15 protein-coding genes are annotated in these 16,811 nt (G+C 64.1%); 11 read left to right on the forward strand and 4 right to left on the reverse strand.

What is annotated here, in order from left to right:
* The first annotated feature begins 11 nt into the window (after positions 1-11).
* From acsA to Q7U49_RS16085, 5 genes are read left to right on the forward strand one after another with little or no spacing between them, the layout of a single operon-like run.
* Positions 12-1,790: an acetate--CoA ligase gene (gene acsA, locus Q7U49_RS16065; protein ID WP_304766047.1), complete on the forward strand. Its 1,779-nt coding sequence runs from the start codon at positions 12-14 to the stop codon at positions 1,788-1,790.
* Positions 1,787-2,824 (forward strand): pyruvate dehydrogenase (acetyl-transferring) E1 component subunit alpha, encoded by a 1,038-nt coding sequence (pdhA, locus tag Q7U49_RS16070; protein WP_304766050.1) that lies wholly within the window; start codon positions 1,787-1,789, stop codon positions 2,822-2,824. Before acsA ends, pdhA begins: the two co-directional genes overlap by 4 nt.
* A complete protein-coding gene (locus Q7U49_RS16075) occupies positions 2,824-3,807 on the forward strand; it encodes an alpha-ketoacid dehydrogenase subunit beta (RefSeq protein ID WP_304766053.1) in 984 nt (327 codons plus the stop codon). Before pdhA ends, Q7U49_RS16075 begins: the two co-directional genes overlap by 1 nt.
* Positions 3,804-4,841 carry a dihydrolipoamide acetyltransferase family protein gene (locus Q7U49_RS16080; protein ID WP_304766056.1) on the forward strand — a complete coding sequence of 346 codons (1,038 nt, stop codon included), beginning with the start codon at positions 3,804-3,806 and terminating at the stop codon, positions 4,839-4,841. The genes Q7U49_RS16075 and Q7U49_RS16080 overlap by 4 nt, the downstream gene beginning before the upstream one ends.
* The gene (locus Q7U49_RS16085; RefSeq protein WP_304766058.1) at positions 4,838-5,083 is read left to right on the forward strand and encodes an acyl carrier protein; all 246 of its coding nucleotides are present in this window, start codon (positions 4,838-4,840) and stop codon (positions 5,081-5,083) included. Before Q7U49_RS16080 ends, Q7U49_RS16085 begins: the two co-directional genes overlap by 4 nt.
* On the opposite strand, the gene Q7U49_RS16090 is transcribed toward Q7U49_RS16085, so the two are convergent.
* Both Q7U49_RS16090 and Q7U49_RS16095 read right to left on the reverse strand, forming a co-directional pair.
* Complete coding sequence (locus Q7U49_RS16090; protein WP_304766061.1) at positions 5,059-5,727, reverse strand: SagB/ThcOx family dehydrogenase; 669 nt, start codon at positions 5,725-5,727, stop codon at positions 5,059-5,061. The genes Q7U49_RS16085 and Q7U49_RS16090 overlap by 25 nt on opposite strands.
* Positions 5,728-5,748: 21 nt before the next feature.
* Positions 5,749-6,174 (reverse strand): Hsp20/alpha crystallin family protein, encoded by a 426-nt coding sequence (locus Q7U49_RS16095; RefSeq protein WP_304766064.1) that lies wholly within the window; start codon positions 6,172-6,174, stop codon positions 5,749-5,751.
* Positions 6,175-6,437: 263 nt separating this feature from the next.
* Between Q7U49_RS16095 and Q7U49_RS16100 the strand changes: the two genes are divergently transcribed.
* From Q7U49_RS16100 to Q7U49_RS16120, 5 genes are all read left to right on the forward strand, one after another.
* Positions 6,438-7,547 (forward strand): PAS domain S-box protein, encoded by a 1,110-nt coding sequence (locus tag Q7U49_RS16100; RefSeq protein WP_304766067.1) that lies wholly within the window; start codon positions 6,438-6,440, stop codon positions 7,545-7,547.
* The gene (locus Q7U49_RS16105) at positions 7,544-8,194 is read left to right on the forward strand and encodes a response regulator transcription factor (RefSeq protein WP_304766069.1); all 651 of its coding nucleotides are present in this window, start codon (positions 7,544-7,546) and stop codon (positions 8,192-8,194) included. The genes Q7U49_RS16100 and Q7U49_RS16105 overlap by 4 nt, the downstream gene beginning before the upstream one ends.
* Before the next feature lie 162 nt (positions 8,195-8,356).
* Positions 8,357-9,112 (forward strand): Crp/Fnr family transcriptional regulator, encoded by a 756-nt coding sequence (locus Q7U49_RS16110; protein WP_304766072.1) that lies wholly within the window; start codon positions 8,357-8,359, stop codon positions 9,110-9,112.
* Positions 9,113-9,286: 174 nt separating this feature from the next.
* Complete coding sequence (locus Q7U49_RS16115; protein ID WP_304766075.1) at positions 9,287-11,935, forward strand: chemotaxis protein CheB; 2,649 nt, start codon at positions 9,287-9,289, stop codon at positions 11,933-11,935.
* Positions 11,922-13,814, forward strand: coding sequence for a sensor domain-containing diguanylate cyclase (locus tag Q7U49_RS16120; protein ID WP_304766077.1), 1,893 nt, complete (start codon positions 11,922-11,924; stop codon positions 13,812-13,814). Before Q7U49_RS16115 ends, Q7U49_RS16120 begins: the two co-directional genes overlap by 14 nt.
* 12 nt (positions 13,815-13,826) lie before the next feature.
* Here the strand turns inward: Q7U49_RS16120 and Q7U49_RS16125 are convergent, their stop codons facing one another.
* Both Q7U49_RS16125 and Q7U49_RS16130 read right to left on the reverse strand, forming a co-directional pair.
* On the reverse strand, positions 13,827-14,039 hold the full coding sequence (locus Q7U49_RS16125) for a hypothetical protein (protein WP_304766080.1): 213 nt from the start codon (positions 14,037-14,039) through the stop codon (positions 13,827-13,829).
* Positions 14,040-14,151: 112 nt separating this feature from the next.
* Positions 14,152-15,237, reverse strand: coding sequence for a PQQ-dependent sugar dehydrogenase (locus Q7U49_RS16130; protein WP_304766386.1), 1,086 nt, complete (start codon positions 15,235-15,237; stop codon positions 14,152-14,154).
* A gap of 305 nt (positions 15,238-15,542) precedes the next feature.
* On the opposite strand from Q7U49_RS16130, the gene Q7U49_RS16135 reads away from it, so the two are divergent.
* Positions 15,543-16,727: an FAD-dependent monooxygenase gene (locus Q7U49_RS16135; protein ID WP_304766083.1), complete on the forward strand. Its 1,185-nt coding sequence runs from the start codon at positions 15,543-15,545 to the stop codon at positions 16,725-16,727.
* The last annotated feature ends 84 nt before the right edge of the window (positions 16,728-16,811 follow it).

The raw sequence follows: 16,811 nt of genomic DNA on the forward strand, positions 1-16,811 counted from the left end.
GGTGGTTAGCCATGACCAGACCCACCGTCATTCACAAGGAGCCTGTCAGGCGGGGCCTGTTGCCCAACTGGACTGACTACGCGCAAGAACGCAGCCGGTTTTCGTGGGACCAGGCGCGCCTGGCGCTGCAAGGACTTCCCGGGGGCGGGCTCAACATGGGTTTTGAGGCGGTGGACCGGCACGCGGCCGGGGTGCTGCGCTACCACGCCGCGCTGCGCTTTGTGTCAAAAGATGCCCCGGCCATTGAGCTGACTTACGCCGAATTGGCGCGCCAAACCAACCGCTTTGCCAATGTCTTGCAAAGCCTGGGTGTCGGCAAAGGCGACCGGCTGTTTTTACTGGCCGGACGCATCCCTGAACTCTACGTGGGGCTGCTCGGCGCGCTCAAGAACGGCACCGTGGTCACGCCGCTGTTTTCGGCCTTTGGCCCGGAGCCCATTGCCACCCGCATCCAGTTGGGTGCCGGCCTGGTGCTGCTGACCACCGACACCCTCTACCGCCGCAAGGTGCGCCAGCTGTGTGACCAGTTGCCCAGCCTGCGCCATGTGCTGCTGGTGGCCGAGGAAGGCGGCGTCACCCACGAACCCGACACGCTGGACCTGGCCACCCTGATGGCCGCTGCGTCCGACAGTTTCACGACCGTGGAGACCACCGAGGATGACCCCGCGCTGCTGCATTTCACCAGCGGCACCACCGGCACGCCCAAGGGCGCACTGCATGTGCACGGCGCGGTGGTGGCGCACGAGGCCAGCGCGCGTTATGCGCTGGATCTGCACCCGCAAGACCGCTACTGGTGCACCGCCGACCCGGGCTGGGTCACCGGCACCAGTTACGGCATCATCGCGCCGCTGCTGCAGGGTGTGACCACCCTGGTGGACCGCGAGGAGTTTGATGCCGAGCGCTGGTACGGCCTGCTGGTGCAGGAGCATGTGAGTGTCTGGTACACCGCGCCCACGGCCATCCGCATGCTGATGAAAGCCGGCCCCGAGTTGGCGCAGCGTTACCGTTTCCCCTGCCTGCGCTTCATTGCCAGTGTGGGTGAGCCACTCAACCCCGAGGCGGTGTGGTGGGGCCAGGAGGTGCTGGGTCTGCCGATTCATGACAACTGGTGGCAGACCGAAACCGGCGGCATCATGATTGCCAACACGCCGGCCTTTGACATCAAGCCGGGCTCGATGGGGCGCCCGCTGCCGGGCATTGACGCCTGCATCGTGGAACATCTGGAGGCCGAGGGCGAGCTGCCCCGCGTGCGCGTGATCGAGGCGCCCAACGTCGAAGGCGAGCTGGCGCTCAAGCGCGGCTGGCCGTCGATGTTTCGTGGCTACCTCAACAACGAGGCGCGCTATGCCAAGTGCTTTGCCGGCGAGCTGTACCTGAGCGGCGACCTGGCGCGGGTGGACGAAGACGGCTACTTCTGGTTTGTCGGGCGTGCCGACGACGTCATCAAGTCGGCGGGCCACCTGATCGGCCCGTTTGAGGTGGAGAGCGTGTTGATGGAGCACCCGGCCGTGGCCGAGGCCGGCGTCATCGGCAAGCCCGACCCGCTGCTGGGTGAAGTGGTGAAGGCCTTTGTCTCGCTCAAGAGCGGCCTGGAGCCTTCAGACGCCTTGCGTCTTGACATCATGGCCCATGCGCGCAGGCGCCTGGGCGCCGCGGTGGCGCCCAAGGAAATCGCTTTTCTGGCGGTGTTGCCGCGCACCCGCAGCGGCAAAATCATGCGCCGCCTGTTGAAGGCGCGCGAACTCGGTCTGCCCGAGGGCGATACCTCGACGCTGGAGGCTGGCGGATGAACCTGAACACGACCCGGCAAGCGCATGCATTTGACGTGCCCGCACCGCCGACTGGCCCGGTGCCCTGGGAAAAACATTTTTCAATAGCCACCTTGTCCGACATGCTGCGCATTCGCCGCATGGAGGAAAAGGCGATCGAGCTGTACGGGCAGCAAAAGATCCGTGGCTTCCTGCACGTCTACATTGGTGAGGAAGCCGTGGCCACGGGTGCCCTGCGCGCCCTGCAGCCGCAGGACAACGTGGTGGCGACCTACCGTGAGCATGGCCATGCGCTGTTGCGCGGCCTCAAGATGAACGCCATCATGGCCGAGATGTTCGGCAAGCAGGAAGGTTGCTCGCGCGGCCATGGCGGCTCCATGCACCTGTTTGACCGGGCCGCCCGCTTTTATGGTGGCCAGGCCATTGTGGGCGGTGGCCTGCCGCTGGCGGTGGGGCTGGCGCTGGCTGACCAGCTCAGCGCCCGAAATGCCCTGACCGCCTGCTTTTTTGGTGAAGGCGCTATGGCCGAAGGCGCCTTTCATGAGGCCATGAACCTGGCCGCCTTGTGGCAGCTGCCGGTGCTTTTTTGCTGCGAAAACAATTTGTACGCCATGGGCACGGCGCTGGCGCGCTCCGAGTCGCAGACCGACCTGTGTGCCAAGGCTGCGTCCTACAACATGGCCGCAGTGTCGGTCGACGGCATGGACGTGGTGGCGGTGCACGAGGCCATGCTGGGGGCGGCGCAGCAGGTGCTGCAACTTCAGCGCCCGGTGTTCCTGGAGTTCCGGACCTTCCGCTTTCGCGCCCACTCCATGTTCGACCCTGAGCTTTACCGCGACAAGCAGGAAGTTGCGGCCTGGAAAACCCGTGGCCCGATCCACACCTTCAGCGCGCGCCTGAAAGCGCAGGGCGACCTGAATGAGGACGAATTTTTGGCGCTCGATGCCGCCGCGCAGGCCGAGGTCGACGCCGCCGTGGCTTTTGCCGAAGCCGGCAGCTGGGAGCCAGTGGCCGACTTGCTGCGCGATGTGGTCACCGCGCACGGAGCTGCATGATGACCCAACGCATGAGCTACCGCGAAGCCCTGCGCGAGGCCCTGCGTGAAGCCTTGCAAACCGACCCGCGCGTGTTTTTGATGGGCGAGGATGTCGGGCGTTACGGCGGCACTTACGCGGTGTCCAAGGGCCTGCTCGATGAATTCGGCCCTGAGCGCATCCGTGACACCCCTTTGTCCGAGCTGGGTTTTGTCGGTGCCGGCATTGGGGCTGCCTTGGGCGGCATGCGCCCGGTGGTGGAGATCATGACGGTCAATTTCAGCCTGCTGGCGCTCGACCCCATCGTCAACAGCGCGGCCATGTTGCGCCATATGTCGGGCGGCCAATTTTCGGTGCCGGTGGTGTTTCGCATGGCGACTGGGGCCGGGCGCCAGGTGGCGGCCCAGCATTCCAACAGTTTCGAGGCCTGGTACGCGCACGTGCCGGGGCTGCGTGTGCTGGCGCCCGCCACCGTGGAAGATGCGCGCCACATGCTCAAACCCGCGCTGGCCGACCCCGACCCGGTGCTGATCTTCGAGCACGCCCAGCTCTACAACCTGGAAGGTGAATGGCCCGAACCCGGCGGGGTCGACATTTGCAGCGCGCGCGTGCGCCGCGCTGGCAGCGACATCAGCCTGATCACCTATGGCGGTAGTCTGTTCAAGACCCTGCAGGCCGCCGATGAACTGGCCAGGCTCGGCGTCTCGGCCGAGGTGATCGACCTGCGTGTGCTGCGCCCGCTGGACGATGCCACCGTGATGGCCTCGGTGCGCAAGTGCCACCGCGCCGTGGTGGTGGCCGAGGGCTGGCGCTCGGGCAGTCTGGCTGCTGAAGTGATGGCGCGCATCAGTGAGCAGGCATTTGCCGAGCTGGATGCACCGCTGGCCCGGGTCTGCAGCGAGGAAGTCCCCATTCCCTATGCCCAGCACCTGGAGCAGGCGGCCTTGCCGCAGGTCGACAAAATTGTGGCGGCGGTGCAGGCCGTGATGGAGCAGATCACATGATCGAGTTCAAGTTGCCTTCGCTCGGCGCCGACATGACGGAGGGCAAGCTGCTGGCCTGGCATGTGCAGCCCGGCGACAGCGTCAAGCGCGGCCAGGTGGTGGCCGTGGTCGACACTTCCAAGGCGGCCATTGACGTCGAGATCTGGCAGGACGGCGTGGTGCAGGAACTGCGGGTGCCGGTGGGCGACAAGGTGCCGGTGGGCACCGTGCTGGCCACGCTGCTGGCGCCCGGTGAAACGCCTCAACAAGCCTCCCCGGAGGTTTTAGCCGTGGCCACACAAGCATCGCCAGCCAGGCCGGGGGGTGACGTCGCCACCGCGGCCGACGGGAAGATGGCGCCGGCGCCGTCGCAGCGTCAACAAGACATGCGCCAGGCCATTGCTGCGGCCATGAGCCGCTCCAAGCGCGAGATTCCGCACTATTACCTGGCCGAAACCTTTTCCCTGCAGGCGGCGCTGGACTGGCTGCAACAGCGCAACGCCGGCCTGCCCATCACCGAGCGCCTGCTGCCGGCTGTACTGCTGCTCAAGGCCGTGGCGGTGGCGCTCAAAGACAGGCCAGAACTCAATGGCATTTATCTGGATGGCCAGTTCCATCCGGGCGCGGCGGTGCATGCCGGCGTGGCCATTTCGCTGCGCGGTGGCGGGCTGGTGGCGCCGGCGATTCACGACGTGCAGCGCAAATCACTGGAACAGCTGATGCATGATTTATCGGACCTGGTGAAGCGCGCCCGCGCAGGTTCACTGCGCAGCTCCGAGATATCGGATGCCACCATCACCATCACCAACCTGGGCGAGCAGGCCATCGGGTCGGTGTTTGGCGTGATCTACCCGCCCCAGGTGGCGCTGGTGGGCTTTGGCGGGATCGTGGCCCGGCCCTGGGTCGTGGATGGCGTGGTGTGTGCCCAGCCAGTGCTGTGCGCCACGCTGGCCGCCGACCACCGGGTCTCCGATGGCCACCAGGGCGCGCTGTTTCTGGCCGAGCTGCGGGATGTGCTGCAGCAGCCGCACATGCTGGCAGGGGCTGTGCCGTGAACCCGGAACCCCTGTCCACCACCGTCATGAACCTGCTGCGTGCCATCGCGCCCGAGCTGGAGCCTGACACGCTCGACCCAGCGCGGCCGCTGCGCAGCCAGGTGGACCTGGACTCGATGGACTGGCTCAACTTCCTGGTGAGCTTGCACGAGCACTTCGGGGTGACGATCCCCGAAACAGACTACGCCCGATTGGTGTCGTTCAACGACGTGCTCGACTATTTGGCTGGTAAAACAGCGTAGGGCGCCTTGCGTCCCACCGTTTGCGACAACAGCACCTGTTGTTCATGACCCAGCCCCATGGCCTTGGCCAGGGCGTCGCGGTCGAGCCAGGCCCGGATCACGGTGGCCAGGTTTTCCGAGGCGCAATACAGGTAGACGTTTTGCGCGATGGCGCCAGCACTGGCATAGGCGTAAGCCATGCGTTGCGCCACCGGCACCAGCTTCATGCGCGAAGTGTCGGCCACCAGGATCAGGTCCAGCGGCGCGGTGTCGACAAAGTCCTGGTAGCCGGTGATGCGGCGCACGTCCATGGCACGCACCAGATGCAGCGCGTGGCCCAGCGCGGCGTAGCGGTACAAGCCGGCGGGCAGGGCCACATAGACATCCACTTCCTGCGCGTTCATGGCGCTGGGTATGGTGCGCCCGCCCAGCTCCGGGCGGTTCAGGCCGGCGGCGGCCCACAGCAGGTTGGACAGCAGGTTCAGGGGCAGGGGCTCGGGGGCAAACTCGCGCAGCGACTGGCGCTGCGCCAGCGCCTGCATCAGCGGCAAGCCACCGTGTGTGTTCGCTGCCGGCAGCGTGATGCTGTCGGCGGCGTCACCCTGGGCTGGCCCGGGCTTGTTTTGTCCGAGCAGGCCCAGGGCCAGTTTGGTCAGGGTGTTCATACGTTGATGTCGCCGCCTGGCCTACTGGATGTCCAGTTTTTTGGACGACGAGGTGGCCTTTTTGGGCAGATCCAGCGTCAGCACGCCATCTTCGTATTTGGCTACGGCCTTGGCGTCGTCCACTTCCTGTGACAGGGTAAAGACGCGTGACACCGTGCCGTAGTAGCGCTCGCTGCGCACCACTTTGCCTTTTTCCTTGACGTCTTTTTCACGCTTGGCTTCGGCGTCGATGTGCACCCGGTTGCCGTCGATGCGCACGTTGATGTCTTCCTTTTTGACGCCCGGCAGGTCGGCATGGACCTGGAACGCGTCATCCTTCTCGACCACATCGACCCGAATGTCAAGCTCGTCAGCGCCGCGATCAAAACGTACCGGCGCGAGGAAGCCGCGGAACATGGATTCAAAGGGATCATTGAGGGCCGGGTCAGTGGTTCGCAAGTTGTTCATGATGCACTCTCCTTCGGTTACAGGTTAAAAGTTTGCCGGACCCTGGCGCGCTGGCCAGAGCCGCACCCGAAGAATAAGATTCGCCCTGGCTGTCCAGATGACAATTCTCAATCGCGCTGCAGTCTGCCACCAGAATTCATGAAAATCACCTTGACGCCACTTCCACGCAGGCGTTCCCGCATGTACCATGTTCACCAACAGGAAGCCGGAGGTCAGGATGCTTGCCAGTATCAACAGGGTCAGTGGGCGGGGGAGTCAAGTCAATGAATACGCTTGCTAAGGCCGGCGCCTTGCGCCTGCGCAAAGCGCGGCAGGGGCGCGAGCACGACTTGCTCGATGCCGTCCTCAAGCTGGTCCCTGACGCCGTTATCAGCGTTGATCTTGCCGGGAAAATCAAAACTTTCAATCCGGCCGCCGAGCGCATCTTCGGCCGCAGCAGCGCCAGCGTGCAGGGTGAACCGCTGGACATGCTGATGCCCGAGCGTTTCCGCGCCGGTCACCACGAGGCTATGCAGCGCTTTGCCCGCCAGGGCACTGACGCACGCATGATGGGCTTGCGGCGCATCAAGGGCTTGCGCGCCGACGGCCAGGAAATCGAGCTCGAGGGCCTCATCAGTCACGTTAGCCTGCCGCAGGGCGATCGCTCGCTGGTCACGCTGCACGATGCCACGACGCGGGCGCAGGCCGAGATGCAGTTACAGCATTCGCGCGCCCAGCTGGCCGAGCTGACGCGCAAACTCATGACGCAGGAACGGGTATTGGTGAAGCGCCTGGCGCAGGTGCTGCACGACCAATTGGGGCAAACGCTGGCCGCCATCCGCATGTGCCACGAGACCATTCTGGCGCTGCAGACCGCCCAGGCCGCCCCTGACAGCCAGCACCTGCATGATCGCATGGGCATGCTGATCGGACAGGCCATTGCGCAGGTCCGGCAGGTGCTGCAAGACCTGCGCCCCCCCTTGCTGGAGGAGCAGGGACTCAGCGTGGCACTGGACAACGAGCTGCGCAACCGCGCGCAGGGTGCACCGCGAATGGACATCTCGGTCACCGTACCGCACAAGCTCGAGCTGATGCGCTGGCCCGCCGAAGTCGAGTACGCCGCCTTCATGGTGGTGCGCGAGGCCGTGGAAAACGCCTTGCGTCATTCGGGCGCCAGCGCCATTGCCGTCGAGTTGAGCGGTAACGCCTTGTCGCTGCATGTGACGGTGAGCGACAACGGCGTCGGGCTCCCCGAAGGCGTTGGCCTGGGTGTGGGGCACCTGGGCATTCTGGGCATGCAGGAGCGAGCCCAGGCCGTGGGCGCCAGTGTCAGCTACGGCCGGGGTCCGGAGCCGGGCACCCGCGTGGCTTTTCATTGGCAGTGCGCGTCATGAGTCGGGTCTACCTGGTGGAAGACCATCAGATCATGCGCGATGGCCTGCGTGCCCTGCTCGAGGCGCGCGGCCACACGGTGGTGGGTGAGTCTGCCGACCCCACCCAGGCCCTGGCTGACCTGCTGCGCCTGGAGCCCGAGGTCCTGCTGCTCGACCTGAACCTGGGCGGTCGTTCCGGCTTGGAGCTGCAGGCCGAGTTGCAGCGCCGGCATTTGCCGGTGCGCACCGTGGTCCTGACCATGTCGGCGCAGCCGCATCAGGTGGTCGAGGCGATGCAGCTGGGGGTCAGCGCCTATGTGCTCAAGGGCTCGCCGGCCAGTGAGCTCATGCAGGCCATCGAGCTGGCCGTGAAAGGCAAGAAGTTTCTGGGGGCCAATGTGGCCGATCTGGCGTTGGATGCACTCACCCAGCCTGACGCCGACCCGCTGAACCTGCTGTCGCCGCGTGAGCGGCAAACCATTTTGATGGTGGTGCAAGGCAAGTCCAGCGCGGCGATCGGTGCCACGCTGCATTTGTCGCCCAAGACCGTGGCCACTTACCGCTGCCGGCTGATGAAAAAACTGGGTGTGTCCGATGTGCCCAGCCTGGTGCGGCTGGCCGTGCGCCACAAACTGATCGACGCGGACGACACCCTTGCGACGTATTGACCACTTGCCAGTTGTTGGCTTGCGCTGTTGATGCTTGCCGGCGTGCCTTGTTTAACTCTCCCTACAGACGATTGGCTGGCTGCGACCTAAAGTTATCTGCAAGGATCGTCTTGCTGCCCGTTGGGCGCAGCCTCCTGCCAAAGACACAGAGAGAGGTTTCCCATGCTGAACGTTCAGGCCATGCCCACACCCGCTCAATGGCAACCCACCGGCGGACGCCACGCCATCGAGCCCGCTCCCGATGCGCACTACTCCCCGCTGCAGGAAATTCATGACTTGCTGCGCTACGACAGCCCGTTGCGCACCAGTGGTGAGACGGAATTATTTCAGCGCCGGCGCCTGAAGGCCGGCCAGTCGGCACTGGTCATGGGCCAGCCCTTCGACGGGCTTTATGTGGTGCGTCTTGGCACCCTCAAGACCCTGATCACCAACGTCGATGGTGGCGTTCATGTGCTGGGCTTTCCGATGAAAGGCAACCTGCTGGGTTTCGATGGCATCTACCAGAATGCCTACATGAGCGAGGTGGTGGCCCTGACCGACTGCGACCTGATCCGCATCCCGGCGGCAGAGTTGTTTGCCGATCGCATCAGCAACCATCTGGAGCACATGGCCTATTGGGCCAGCAGCCGTGAGATCACCCAGGAGCAGGAGGCTTATTCGCTGACCCGCTCGGTCAAATCCGAGGCCCGCGTGGCGCGCTTTCTTCACACCATGTCGCGGCGCTTCGAGGCCATGGGCTGGTCGCCCAGCCGCTTTATTTTGCCGATGACCCGGCGCGACATTGGCCACCACCTGAGTGTGACCGTGGAAACCGTCAGCCGGGCATTTTCGGCTTTGGTCCAGGTCGGTATCATCGAAGTGGAGTTCCGCGAAATCCGGATTCTTGACCGTGATGCGCTGCGCAACTTTGAGCGCTGAGCGCGCTGCCCGTTGAGCCATGCCGTCGCTGCGGGCGACTCGCGGCGCCCGTGTTGCCGCCACAGATTTCCTGACAGGCCGTGTGATTAATTGTTCCGCGCTTTTGCTGGCTGCGCTTACAATTTTGTGAATGCTCAGGGTGCAAAACGATGAACCATCACAGGGATTGATTGCGTGAACAATGACGACATCTCCGCGGCTGTCAGTGCGGCCTTTCCAATTGTCGGCATTGGTGCCTCGGCTGGCGGCCTGACGGCCCTTGAGCAATTCCTGTCGCACGTGCCGCCGCTGTCCGGCATGGCTATCGTGGTGGTGCAGCACCGCGACCCGCACAGCGAAGGCATGCTGGTGGAACTGCTGCAGCGCCACACCCCCATGCCGGTGTTGCAGGCGCTTGATCAGATGCCGGTCGAGCCTGACCATGTTTATGTGATTCCGCCGGGCTGGGATTTGTCGCTGTTGCACGGGGTGCTGCATCTGTTCGAACCGACCGAGGCACGCGGTTTGCGTCAGCCCATCGACTTTTTCTTCAAATCGCTCGCCGATGACCGCCAGCACAACAGCATTGGCGTCGTTTTGTCGGGCATGGGCTCGGACGGCACAATCGGCCTGCGCGCCATTCGACAGGCTGGCGGTGCCTCGTTTGCGCAATCCCCGGCTTCGGCCCAGTTTGACAGCATGCCGCGCAGCGCCATTGACGCCGACGTGGTTGACGCCGTGGCACCCGCCGATGAATTGCCCGCCAAGGTCATCGCCTTTGTCAAGCGCATCCGCCTCGTGGGCGACGTCCAGGCCCAGGTCGAAGCCGAATTTCAGCGCACGGCGGCGGGTTTTCTGGACAAGATCCTGGTCTTGTTGCGCACCCACACGGGGCACGATTTTTCAGCCTACAAAAAAAATACCATCATGCGCCGGGTCGAGCGGCGCATGGGCCTGCACCAGTTGCACCGCATCGACGACTACCTGCGCTACGTGCGCGAAAACCCCAAAGAGGTGGACCTGCTGCTGGGTGAGCTGCTCATTGGGGTCACCAGTTTTTTTCGCGATCCCGGGGTCTGGGAGCAGGTTGAACGCGAGGTGCTGCCGGCGCTGCGCGCCAATCACCCCGACGGTGCCTTGCTGCGTGCCTGGATCCCCGGCTGCTCAAGTGGCGAGGAGGCCTACACACTGGCCATGCTGTTCCGGGAGTCGCTGGATGCGCTCAAAACGGCACAACGCTACAAGTTGCTGATTTTTGCCTCCGATCTCGACAAGGAGGCGATTTCCCGGGCGCGCGCCGGGGTGTATCCCGAGAGCATTTCTGCCGACGTTTCCGAGGCCCGCCTGAAGCGTTTTTTTGTGCCCGAAGCGGCCGGCTACCGTGTCAGCAACGAAATTCGCGAGATGGTGATCTTTGCCGAGCAAAATGTCATCGTCGACCCGCCCTTCACGCGCATCGACTTCCTGAGTTGCCGCAACCTGCTGATCTACCTGGAGGCCGGGCTGCAGGAAAAATTGCTGCAGTTGTTCCATTACAGCCTGTCGCCGGGGGGCCATTTGCTGCTGGGCAGTTCGGAGTCGGTCGGTCCGGCCAGTTCGTTGTTTGCAGGCCTGCCAGGGCGCTCGCGCATTTACCGCCGGCTCGATGTGCCAACACCGGCCCTGCCCCCGGGCATGCCCGCGGCCTTCAGCCATGCGGGTTCACGCTCGGCGGCCAGCACCCCGCTCGGGCAGGGCGTATCGGTCATGGCACCCGACCTGGAAATGCTGGTCGAGCAACTGGTGCTGGCCAACTATGCGCCAGCGGCGCTGCTGGTCAGCGCCAAGGGTGAGATGCTGTACGTCAGCGGCAAGACCGGCAAATACCTGGAGCCTGCTGCGGGCAAGCCCAGCCTGAATCTGTTCGCCATGGCCCGTGATGGGCTCAGGCAGGCCCTCAGCGAAGCGTTTTACCGCGCGGTGCGCGAAAACAAGGCCACCACCCTCAAGCGGGTCAGAATCAATAATGTGGGCCCTGCAAATTACGTCGATGTGGTGGTGCAGCCACTGAGCGAGCCCGTGGCGCTGAGCGGCACCGTCCTGATCGTGTTTCGCGATGTGGCCGCTCCCAGCACGCGCCGGCCGCGCCTCGCGACCGCAGAGGTGGTTGTGGGTGAGGGCCAGCGCATTGAGGCCGTATTACAGGAACTGCAGCACGCCCGCGAAGACGCCCGCTCGTCCCGCGAGGAAATGCAGACCTCGCAGGAAGAACTCAAATCGACCAACGAGGAGCTGCAGTCCACCAACGAAGAGTTGCAGTCCACCAACGAGGAGCTGACCACCTCCAAGGAAGAGATGCAGTCGATGAATGAAGAGCTGCAAACCATCAACAATGAGTTGCGGCTCAAGGTGGCCGAGATCTCGCGCGCCAGCAACGACATGCGCAACCTGCTTGACAGCACCGAGATTGCGATCCTGTTCCTTGATGAGACCCTGCATGTGCGCCGTTTCACGCCCTCGACCACCAAACTTTTCAAGCTGATCCCGGGCGACGCCGGGCGCAGCATCACCGACATCGTCTGCGACCTTGACTACCCCGGCCTGGCCGATGACGCGCTTGAAGTGTTGCGCACGCTGGTGTTCAAGGAAAGTGATGTGCCGGCTACCGATGCGCGCTGGTTCAGGGTGCGCGTCATGCCCTACCGCACCCAGGACAATCGCATTGACGGCCTGGTCATCACGTTTGCCGACATCAGCGCCAGCAAACGGCTTGAAATCGAGCTGCAGCAGACCCAGGTGCGCTTGCAGGCGCTGGTAGCCGGGTCGGTTTCGGACTCGAAAGACAGCGGTCATGCCTTACCGTAAAAACCCGCCTGACCTCGATGCCTTGCGCCAGTTGGCCACAGCGCGGCTGTCCGGGCGCAGCGGCGGGCAGGCGGCGGCCTTGCTGGACATGCAGCAGGTCCAGCGTTTGCTGGAAGAGCTGGAAATCCACCAGATTGAACTGGAATTGCAAAACGAGCACCTGAACACAGCCCGGGCGCAACTGGAGCAGGCACTCAACCAAAGCAACGAACTCTACGACTTTGCCCCGGTTTGCAGCGTGCTGATTGATGCTGAGGGCAACATCACCCGGCTCAATCTGGCCGCGGCGCAGCTACTGGCGTCCGAGCGTGCCCGGCTCATCGGCAGCCGCTTCGCCCTGTTTGTGGCCGAGGATCAGCGTGCCCGGTTCAGCGCCATGCTGGCCCAGGCCCAGGCCGAGCACGACAGGCAGACGGCCGAACTGGCCCTGCAGATCAATGGCTGGGAGCCGCTACTGGTGCAGCTCAAGGTGGTCTGGATCGGGCCGGAGCTGGGATGGCAGTTGGTGCTGGTGGATGTGTCCGAGCGCCATCGCATGGAGGTGCAGCTGCGCGCCAGCGAGGAGCGCCTGACGCTGGCGCTGTCGGCCGTGGGTGACTGGGTTTTTGACTGGCAGGTCAGCAGCGGCGAGGTCGTGATTTCCGATACTTATGCCCCGGCCTTGGGTTGGTCCCGCGAGGAGCTGGGCAGCACGGCGTCAGACCTGATGCGCGTTGTTCATCCGGATGACAAATCCTCGCTGATGCTCAAACTGCAGGATTGCATCAATGGCATCAGCGATCGTTATGCCATTTACTACCGCGTGAAACATCGGGACGGCAGCATCCTGTGGCTGCTGGCCCGTGGTGCCGCCGTGCTTCGGGACACGAATGGCAAAGCCTTGCGGGTGCTGGGCACCCTGGTGAATGTGACGCATAACAAGCAGGCTGAAGCCAAGCTGGCTGAGGCCGCGCAGTTCCAGCGTGCCATTCTTGATTCGATCTCGGCACAGGTCGCCGTGCTGGACCGGGACGGCACGATCCTGCAGACCAATGCAGCCTGGCACAAGCACATGGCAGACTGCGCGTTCGAAGAATCCGTGGGCAAAAACTACCCGGCGCTGCTGGCGTCTGTTTTTACCGTTGACCCGGCCCTGGTGAATGCCGTGACAAGCGGCATGGCGGCGCTGCTCACAGCCGGGGATTCCCATTTCAGTTTGCCCATGCCGCTTCAGAGCCGTTGTGGCCGCTGGTGGTTCACCGTCAAAATCACGTCGGTCCAGGACGCCGCGCACCGCATGGTGGTGACGCATGAAGATGTAACGGCCCTGAAGTTCGCCGAACTGGCCAGTCTGGCCCTGGCCAATGTGGACCATCTGACCGGTGCCTTGAGTCGGCAGAATTTCATGGCCCTGGCCGATCAGGAACTGGCGCGCGCGCTGCGCTATGCCTTGCCGCTGGTGGTGCTGATGCTGGATCTGGACCACTTCAAGAACGTCAACGACAGCTATGGCCACCCGGCAGGTGATGCGGTGCTGCGTGGTTTTGTGGAAACCGTCAAGGAAGTGCTGCGTGAGTCGGATGTGATCGGGCGCATTGGCGGCGAGGAGTTTGCCGTGCTTTTGCCCAACACCACACAAGACGGCGCCTGCGCACTGGCGAACCGCATTCTCGCCGCCGTTCGCGCATCTCCTGTGAGCTTCGAAGGCCACAGCATCGCCTACACGGTGAGCATTGGCGCCAGCGACCTCGCCGTGCAGAAGTCGTTTGGTGCGCTTTTGGCTGAAAGCGATACGGCGCTGTACCGCGCCAAAAAAGCCGGCCGCGACCGGCTTGAGGTGAGCTGGGACAACACTTCGCTGCAGAGTTCCGGTGACTCGCCGCACCATGTGGCGATCTGACGAGCTGCCGCTTTATTCTGTCTCTGTGGCTGCGACAGCGGATTCGTTCAGGCAGTCGGAGCGCCAGGCGCAATCAAGCTGGTCGCAGTCACCGCTGCTGGCGCTGCCATAGCAGTCGAAATTGCCCTCCGCCAGCTGGATTTTCCGGATCAGGTTGGTCTTTGACAACTGGCCTGTGTCGACCTGGAGGGTCTTGGCCAGTTGGCGAATCGCTTTCATGTTCATGCGGGTCTCCTGTGTGGGTTGGCTCGTTGAAAAAAGATCGAACGTGAACTTTAAGCAGCCAAGCGCCCCACACCCTTGCGAATTCGCATGTTCCCGGCCCCGCAGGGTCAATTTACGGCAGCAGCAGCCGGATCAGGCTGCCCTGCGCCTGGTCGGTCAGCACATAAATCAAACCATCCGGCCCCTGGCGCACATCACGGATGCGTTGGCCCAGCCCGGCGAGCAGTTTGTGCTCGCGCAGCACGCGCCCACCAAAGGGTTTGGTGAGCTCGATCCGGTTCAGGTAACCAAACTTGAGCGAACCCACCAACAGGTTGCCCACCCATTGGCTGCCGTAGCGCTTGCTGGTGACAAACACCATGCCCGAGGGCGCAATCGAGGGCACCCAGTAGTGCAGCGGCTGGTTCATGCCGGCCTGGGCACTGAGCCCGGCACCAATCGCGCCGCCGCCATAGTTCTCGCCATAGGTGATGACGGGCCAGCCATAGTTGCGACCCGGCGCAATCAGGTTGATTTCGTCGCCGCCCTGGGGCCCGTGCTCATGCGCCCAGAGCGCGCCGTCGGGCGCCACGGCCAGGCCTTGCGGGTTGCGATGGCCATAAGACCAGATTTCCGGCAGCGCCCCGGCGGTGCTGACAAACGGGTTGTCCGCTGGCACCCTGCCGTCCTTGGCCACGCGGATGAGCTTGCCGTGGTGGTTGCCCAGGGTTTGCGCGTCGTCCTTGCGGGTGTAGCGTTCCCCCAGGGTCATGAACAGCAGGCCGTCGGGCTGGCCTGCGGTCTGGCTTTCGGCGATGCGGCAACCAAAGTGCGCGCTGCTGGCCAGCTTGGGACGGGCGCTGAAGATCACCTGCACGGCCTCGAGCCGGCTGCGGTCGCTTGACAACTGGGCGCGTGCCAGCGCCGTGCTGTTGCCGCCCGCACCAGGCTCTGAAAAACAGAAAAACAGCGTTCGGTTGCGGGCAAAGTCGGCGTCCAGCAGCACGTCGAGCAAACCGCCCTGGCCACCGGCCGCCACCTCGGGCAGGCCGGCCAGCGCCGGGTTGAGCCGGCCGTCGGCCTCGATCACGCGCAGGCGCCCCGGGCGCTCGGTCACCAGAAACCGGCCCTCGGGCAAAAAGGCCAGCGCCCACGGATGCGCCAGGCCAGCGCTGACCACCTGGTGCTGCAGCGGCTGGGCAAGAGCGGGCAGCGCCATGCAGGCCAGCAGCAGGTTTTTGATCCATCGCGCCATGGTGAGCCTCCTGGGGTTGTGTGCAGTGGCATGGTAGCGCAGGCGTCGTGCGGGGAGTTGTTGTTGACCATGGTGCCCTCGCAATCAGCCGGGCAATGCGCTTTGCTGCGTGTCCCCCGCCCGCTGCGCGGTCTCCGCCTTGACCTGCGCAAAGCGCATCACCCGGCTGATTCCACCCGCTTGTGGGATCAGTTTGCATCGCCCTTGTCAGCCTTGTGCAGTCTTCGGAATCGACAATAGGCCATTTTCAAACGAGATCGAGTCTTGAGATGCTAAAAGTACTGATAGCGGGTGGCGGTATTGGTGGCCTGAGCGCCGCGCTGGCCTGTGTCCGCGCGGGGACTGAGGTCGCGCTGTTTGAGCGCCATGCCGAGTTTTCGGAGTTTGGCGCGGGCATTCAGCTGAGCCCCAATGTGGTCAAACTTCTGTATGGCTGGGGCTTGCAGGAGTCGCTGACCGAGGTGGCGGCTTTTCCTGACCGGCTGCAGGTGCGCAGCGCCAGCTCGGGCGCCGAACTGGGCATGTTGCGCCTGGGTGAGGTCATGGCCCAGCGCTACGGCGCACCCTACCTCACCATTCACCGTGCCGACCTGCACACACTGCTGTTGTCGGCTTTGCAGCGGCGGGGTGGGGCGGCGCTGAGGCTAGGCAGGCCGGTCATCAGTTTTTCAGAGACCGACCGTGATGTGGCGGTGCTGTTGGCCCAGGATCAGATCGAGCGTGGTGACCTGTTGGTGGGCGCCGACGGTGGCTGGAGCGGCGTTCGCCAGCAGTTGCTGGCCGACGGCACGCCGCAAGCCACCGGGCACCTGGCTTACCGCGCGCTGATCTCGCAGGCGCGCCTGCCGGTGCATTTGCGCAGCTTGCAAGTAACGGCCTGGCTGGGGCCGCTGATGCATGTGGTGCAGTACCCGGTGCGCGGCGGCGAATGGCTCAATGTGGTGGCCATCGTGCATGGCCAGGTGCAGGGCGACATGTCGCATTGGGACCACAGCGGCAACGCGTTGGAGCTGCAGCAGCGCTTGCAAAGCTGCTGCAAGCAGCTCAGGGACCTGGTGCAGGCGGTGCCGGACTGGCGTTTGTGGGCCTTGAGCATTCGCCCGCCCATGCGCAGCGGCCGCGAGCAGGCCGGTGGCCGCGTCGCCCTGCTGGGTGATGCCGCCCACCCGATGGTGCCCTACCTGGCGCAAGGTGCCGGCATGGCCATTGAAGACGCGCACGTGCTGGCGCGTGTGCTGGAAGGCGGCGGTCCGGAAGCCCATGCCCGGGTGCCGGCCCTGTTGCGCTACTACGCGCTGCAGCGCTGGCAGCGCAATGCCCGGGTACAGGCCACAGCCATCCGCAATGGCAAGATCTTTCACGCCCGCGGGCTGATGGCGTTTGGCCGCAACGCCGCCATGAAAATTCGCGGCGAAGGCCTGATGGACCAGCCCTGGCTCTACCGTGGTGTCTGATGGGTAGTTAAAATCCGGCTACTTTTTGCATGGTGACGCCCTGTTGCCGTGCTTTTTAATCCATTCGTCAGTCTCTCCCTGAGG

This window comes from Rhodoferax sp. (assembly GCF_030653815.1).
GTDB lineage: Bacteria > Pseudomonadota > Gammaproteobacteria > Burkholderiales > Burkholderiaceae_C > Rhodoferax.

Excerpts from the sequence above, each read along its gene's own strand:
- Q7U49_RS16090 (WP_304766061.1), bottom strand. The coding sequence starts at position 5,727 with ATGAACACCCTGACCAAACTGGCCCTGGGCCTGCTCGGACAAAACAAG.
- Q7U49_RS16135 (WP_304766083.1), top strand. The coding sequence starts at position 15,543 with ATGCTAAAAGTACTGATAGCGGGTGGCGGTATTGGTGGCCTGAGCGCC.
- Q7U49_RS16120 (WP_304766077.1), top strand. The coding sequence starts at position 11,922 with ATGCCTTACCGTAAAAACCCGCCTGACCTCGATGCCTTGCGCCAGTTG.
- Q7U49_RS16130 (WP_304766386.1), bottom strand. The coding sequence starts at position 15,237 with ATGGCGCTGCCCGCTCTTGCCCAGCCGCTGCAGCACCAGGTGGTCAGC.
- Q7U49_RS16075 (WP_304766053.1), top strand. The coding sequence starts at position 2,824 with ATGACCCAACGCATGAGCTACCGCGAAGCCCTGCGCGAGGCCCTGCGT.
- Q7U49_RS16100 (WP_304766067.1), top strand. The coding sequence starts at position 6,438 with ATGAATACGCTTGCTAAGGCCGGCGCCTTGCGCCTGCGCAAAGCGCGG.
- pdhA (WP_304766050.1), top strand. The coding sequence starts at position 1,787 with ATGAACCTGAACACGACCCGGCAAGCGCATGCATTTGACGTGCCCGCA.
- Q7U49_RS16080 (WP_304766056.1), top strand. The coding sequence starts at position 3,804 with ATGATCGAGTTCAAGTTGCCTTCGCTCGGCGCCGACATGACGGAGGGC.
- Q7U49_RS16110 (WP_304766072.1), top strand. The coding sequence starts at position 8,357 with ATGCTGAACGTTCAGGCCATGCCCACACCCGCTCAATGGCAACCCACC.
- Q7U49_RS16125 (WP_304766080.1), bottom strand. The coding sequence starts at position 14,039 with ATGAACATGAAAGCGATTCGCCAACTGGCCAAGACCCTCCAGGTCGAC.
- acsA (WP_304766047.1), top strand. The coding sequence starts at position 12 with ATGACCAGACCCACCGTCATTCACAAGGAGCCTGTCAGGCGGGGCCTG.
- Q7U49_RS16095 (WP_304766064.1), bottom strand. The coding sequence starts at position 6,174 with ATGAACAACTTGCGAACCACTGACCCGGCCCTCAATGATCCCTTTGAA.
- Q7U49_RS16105 (WP_304766069.1), top strand. The coding sequence starts at position 7,544 with ATGAGTCGGGTCTACCTGGTGGAAGACCATCAGATCATGCGCGATGGC.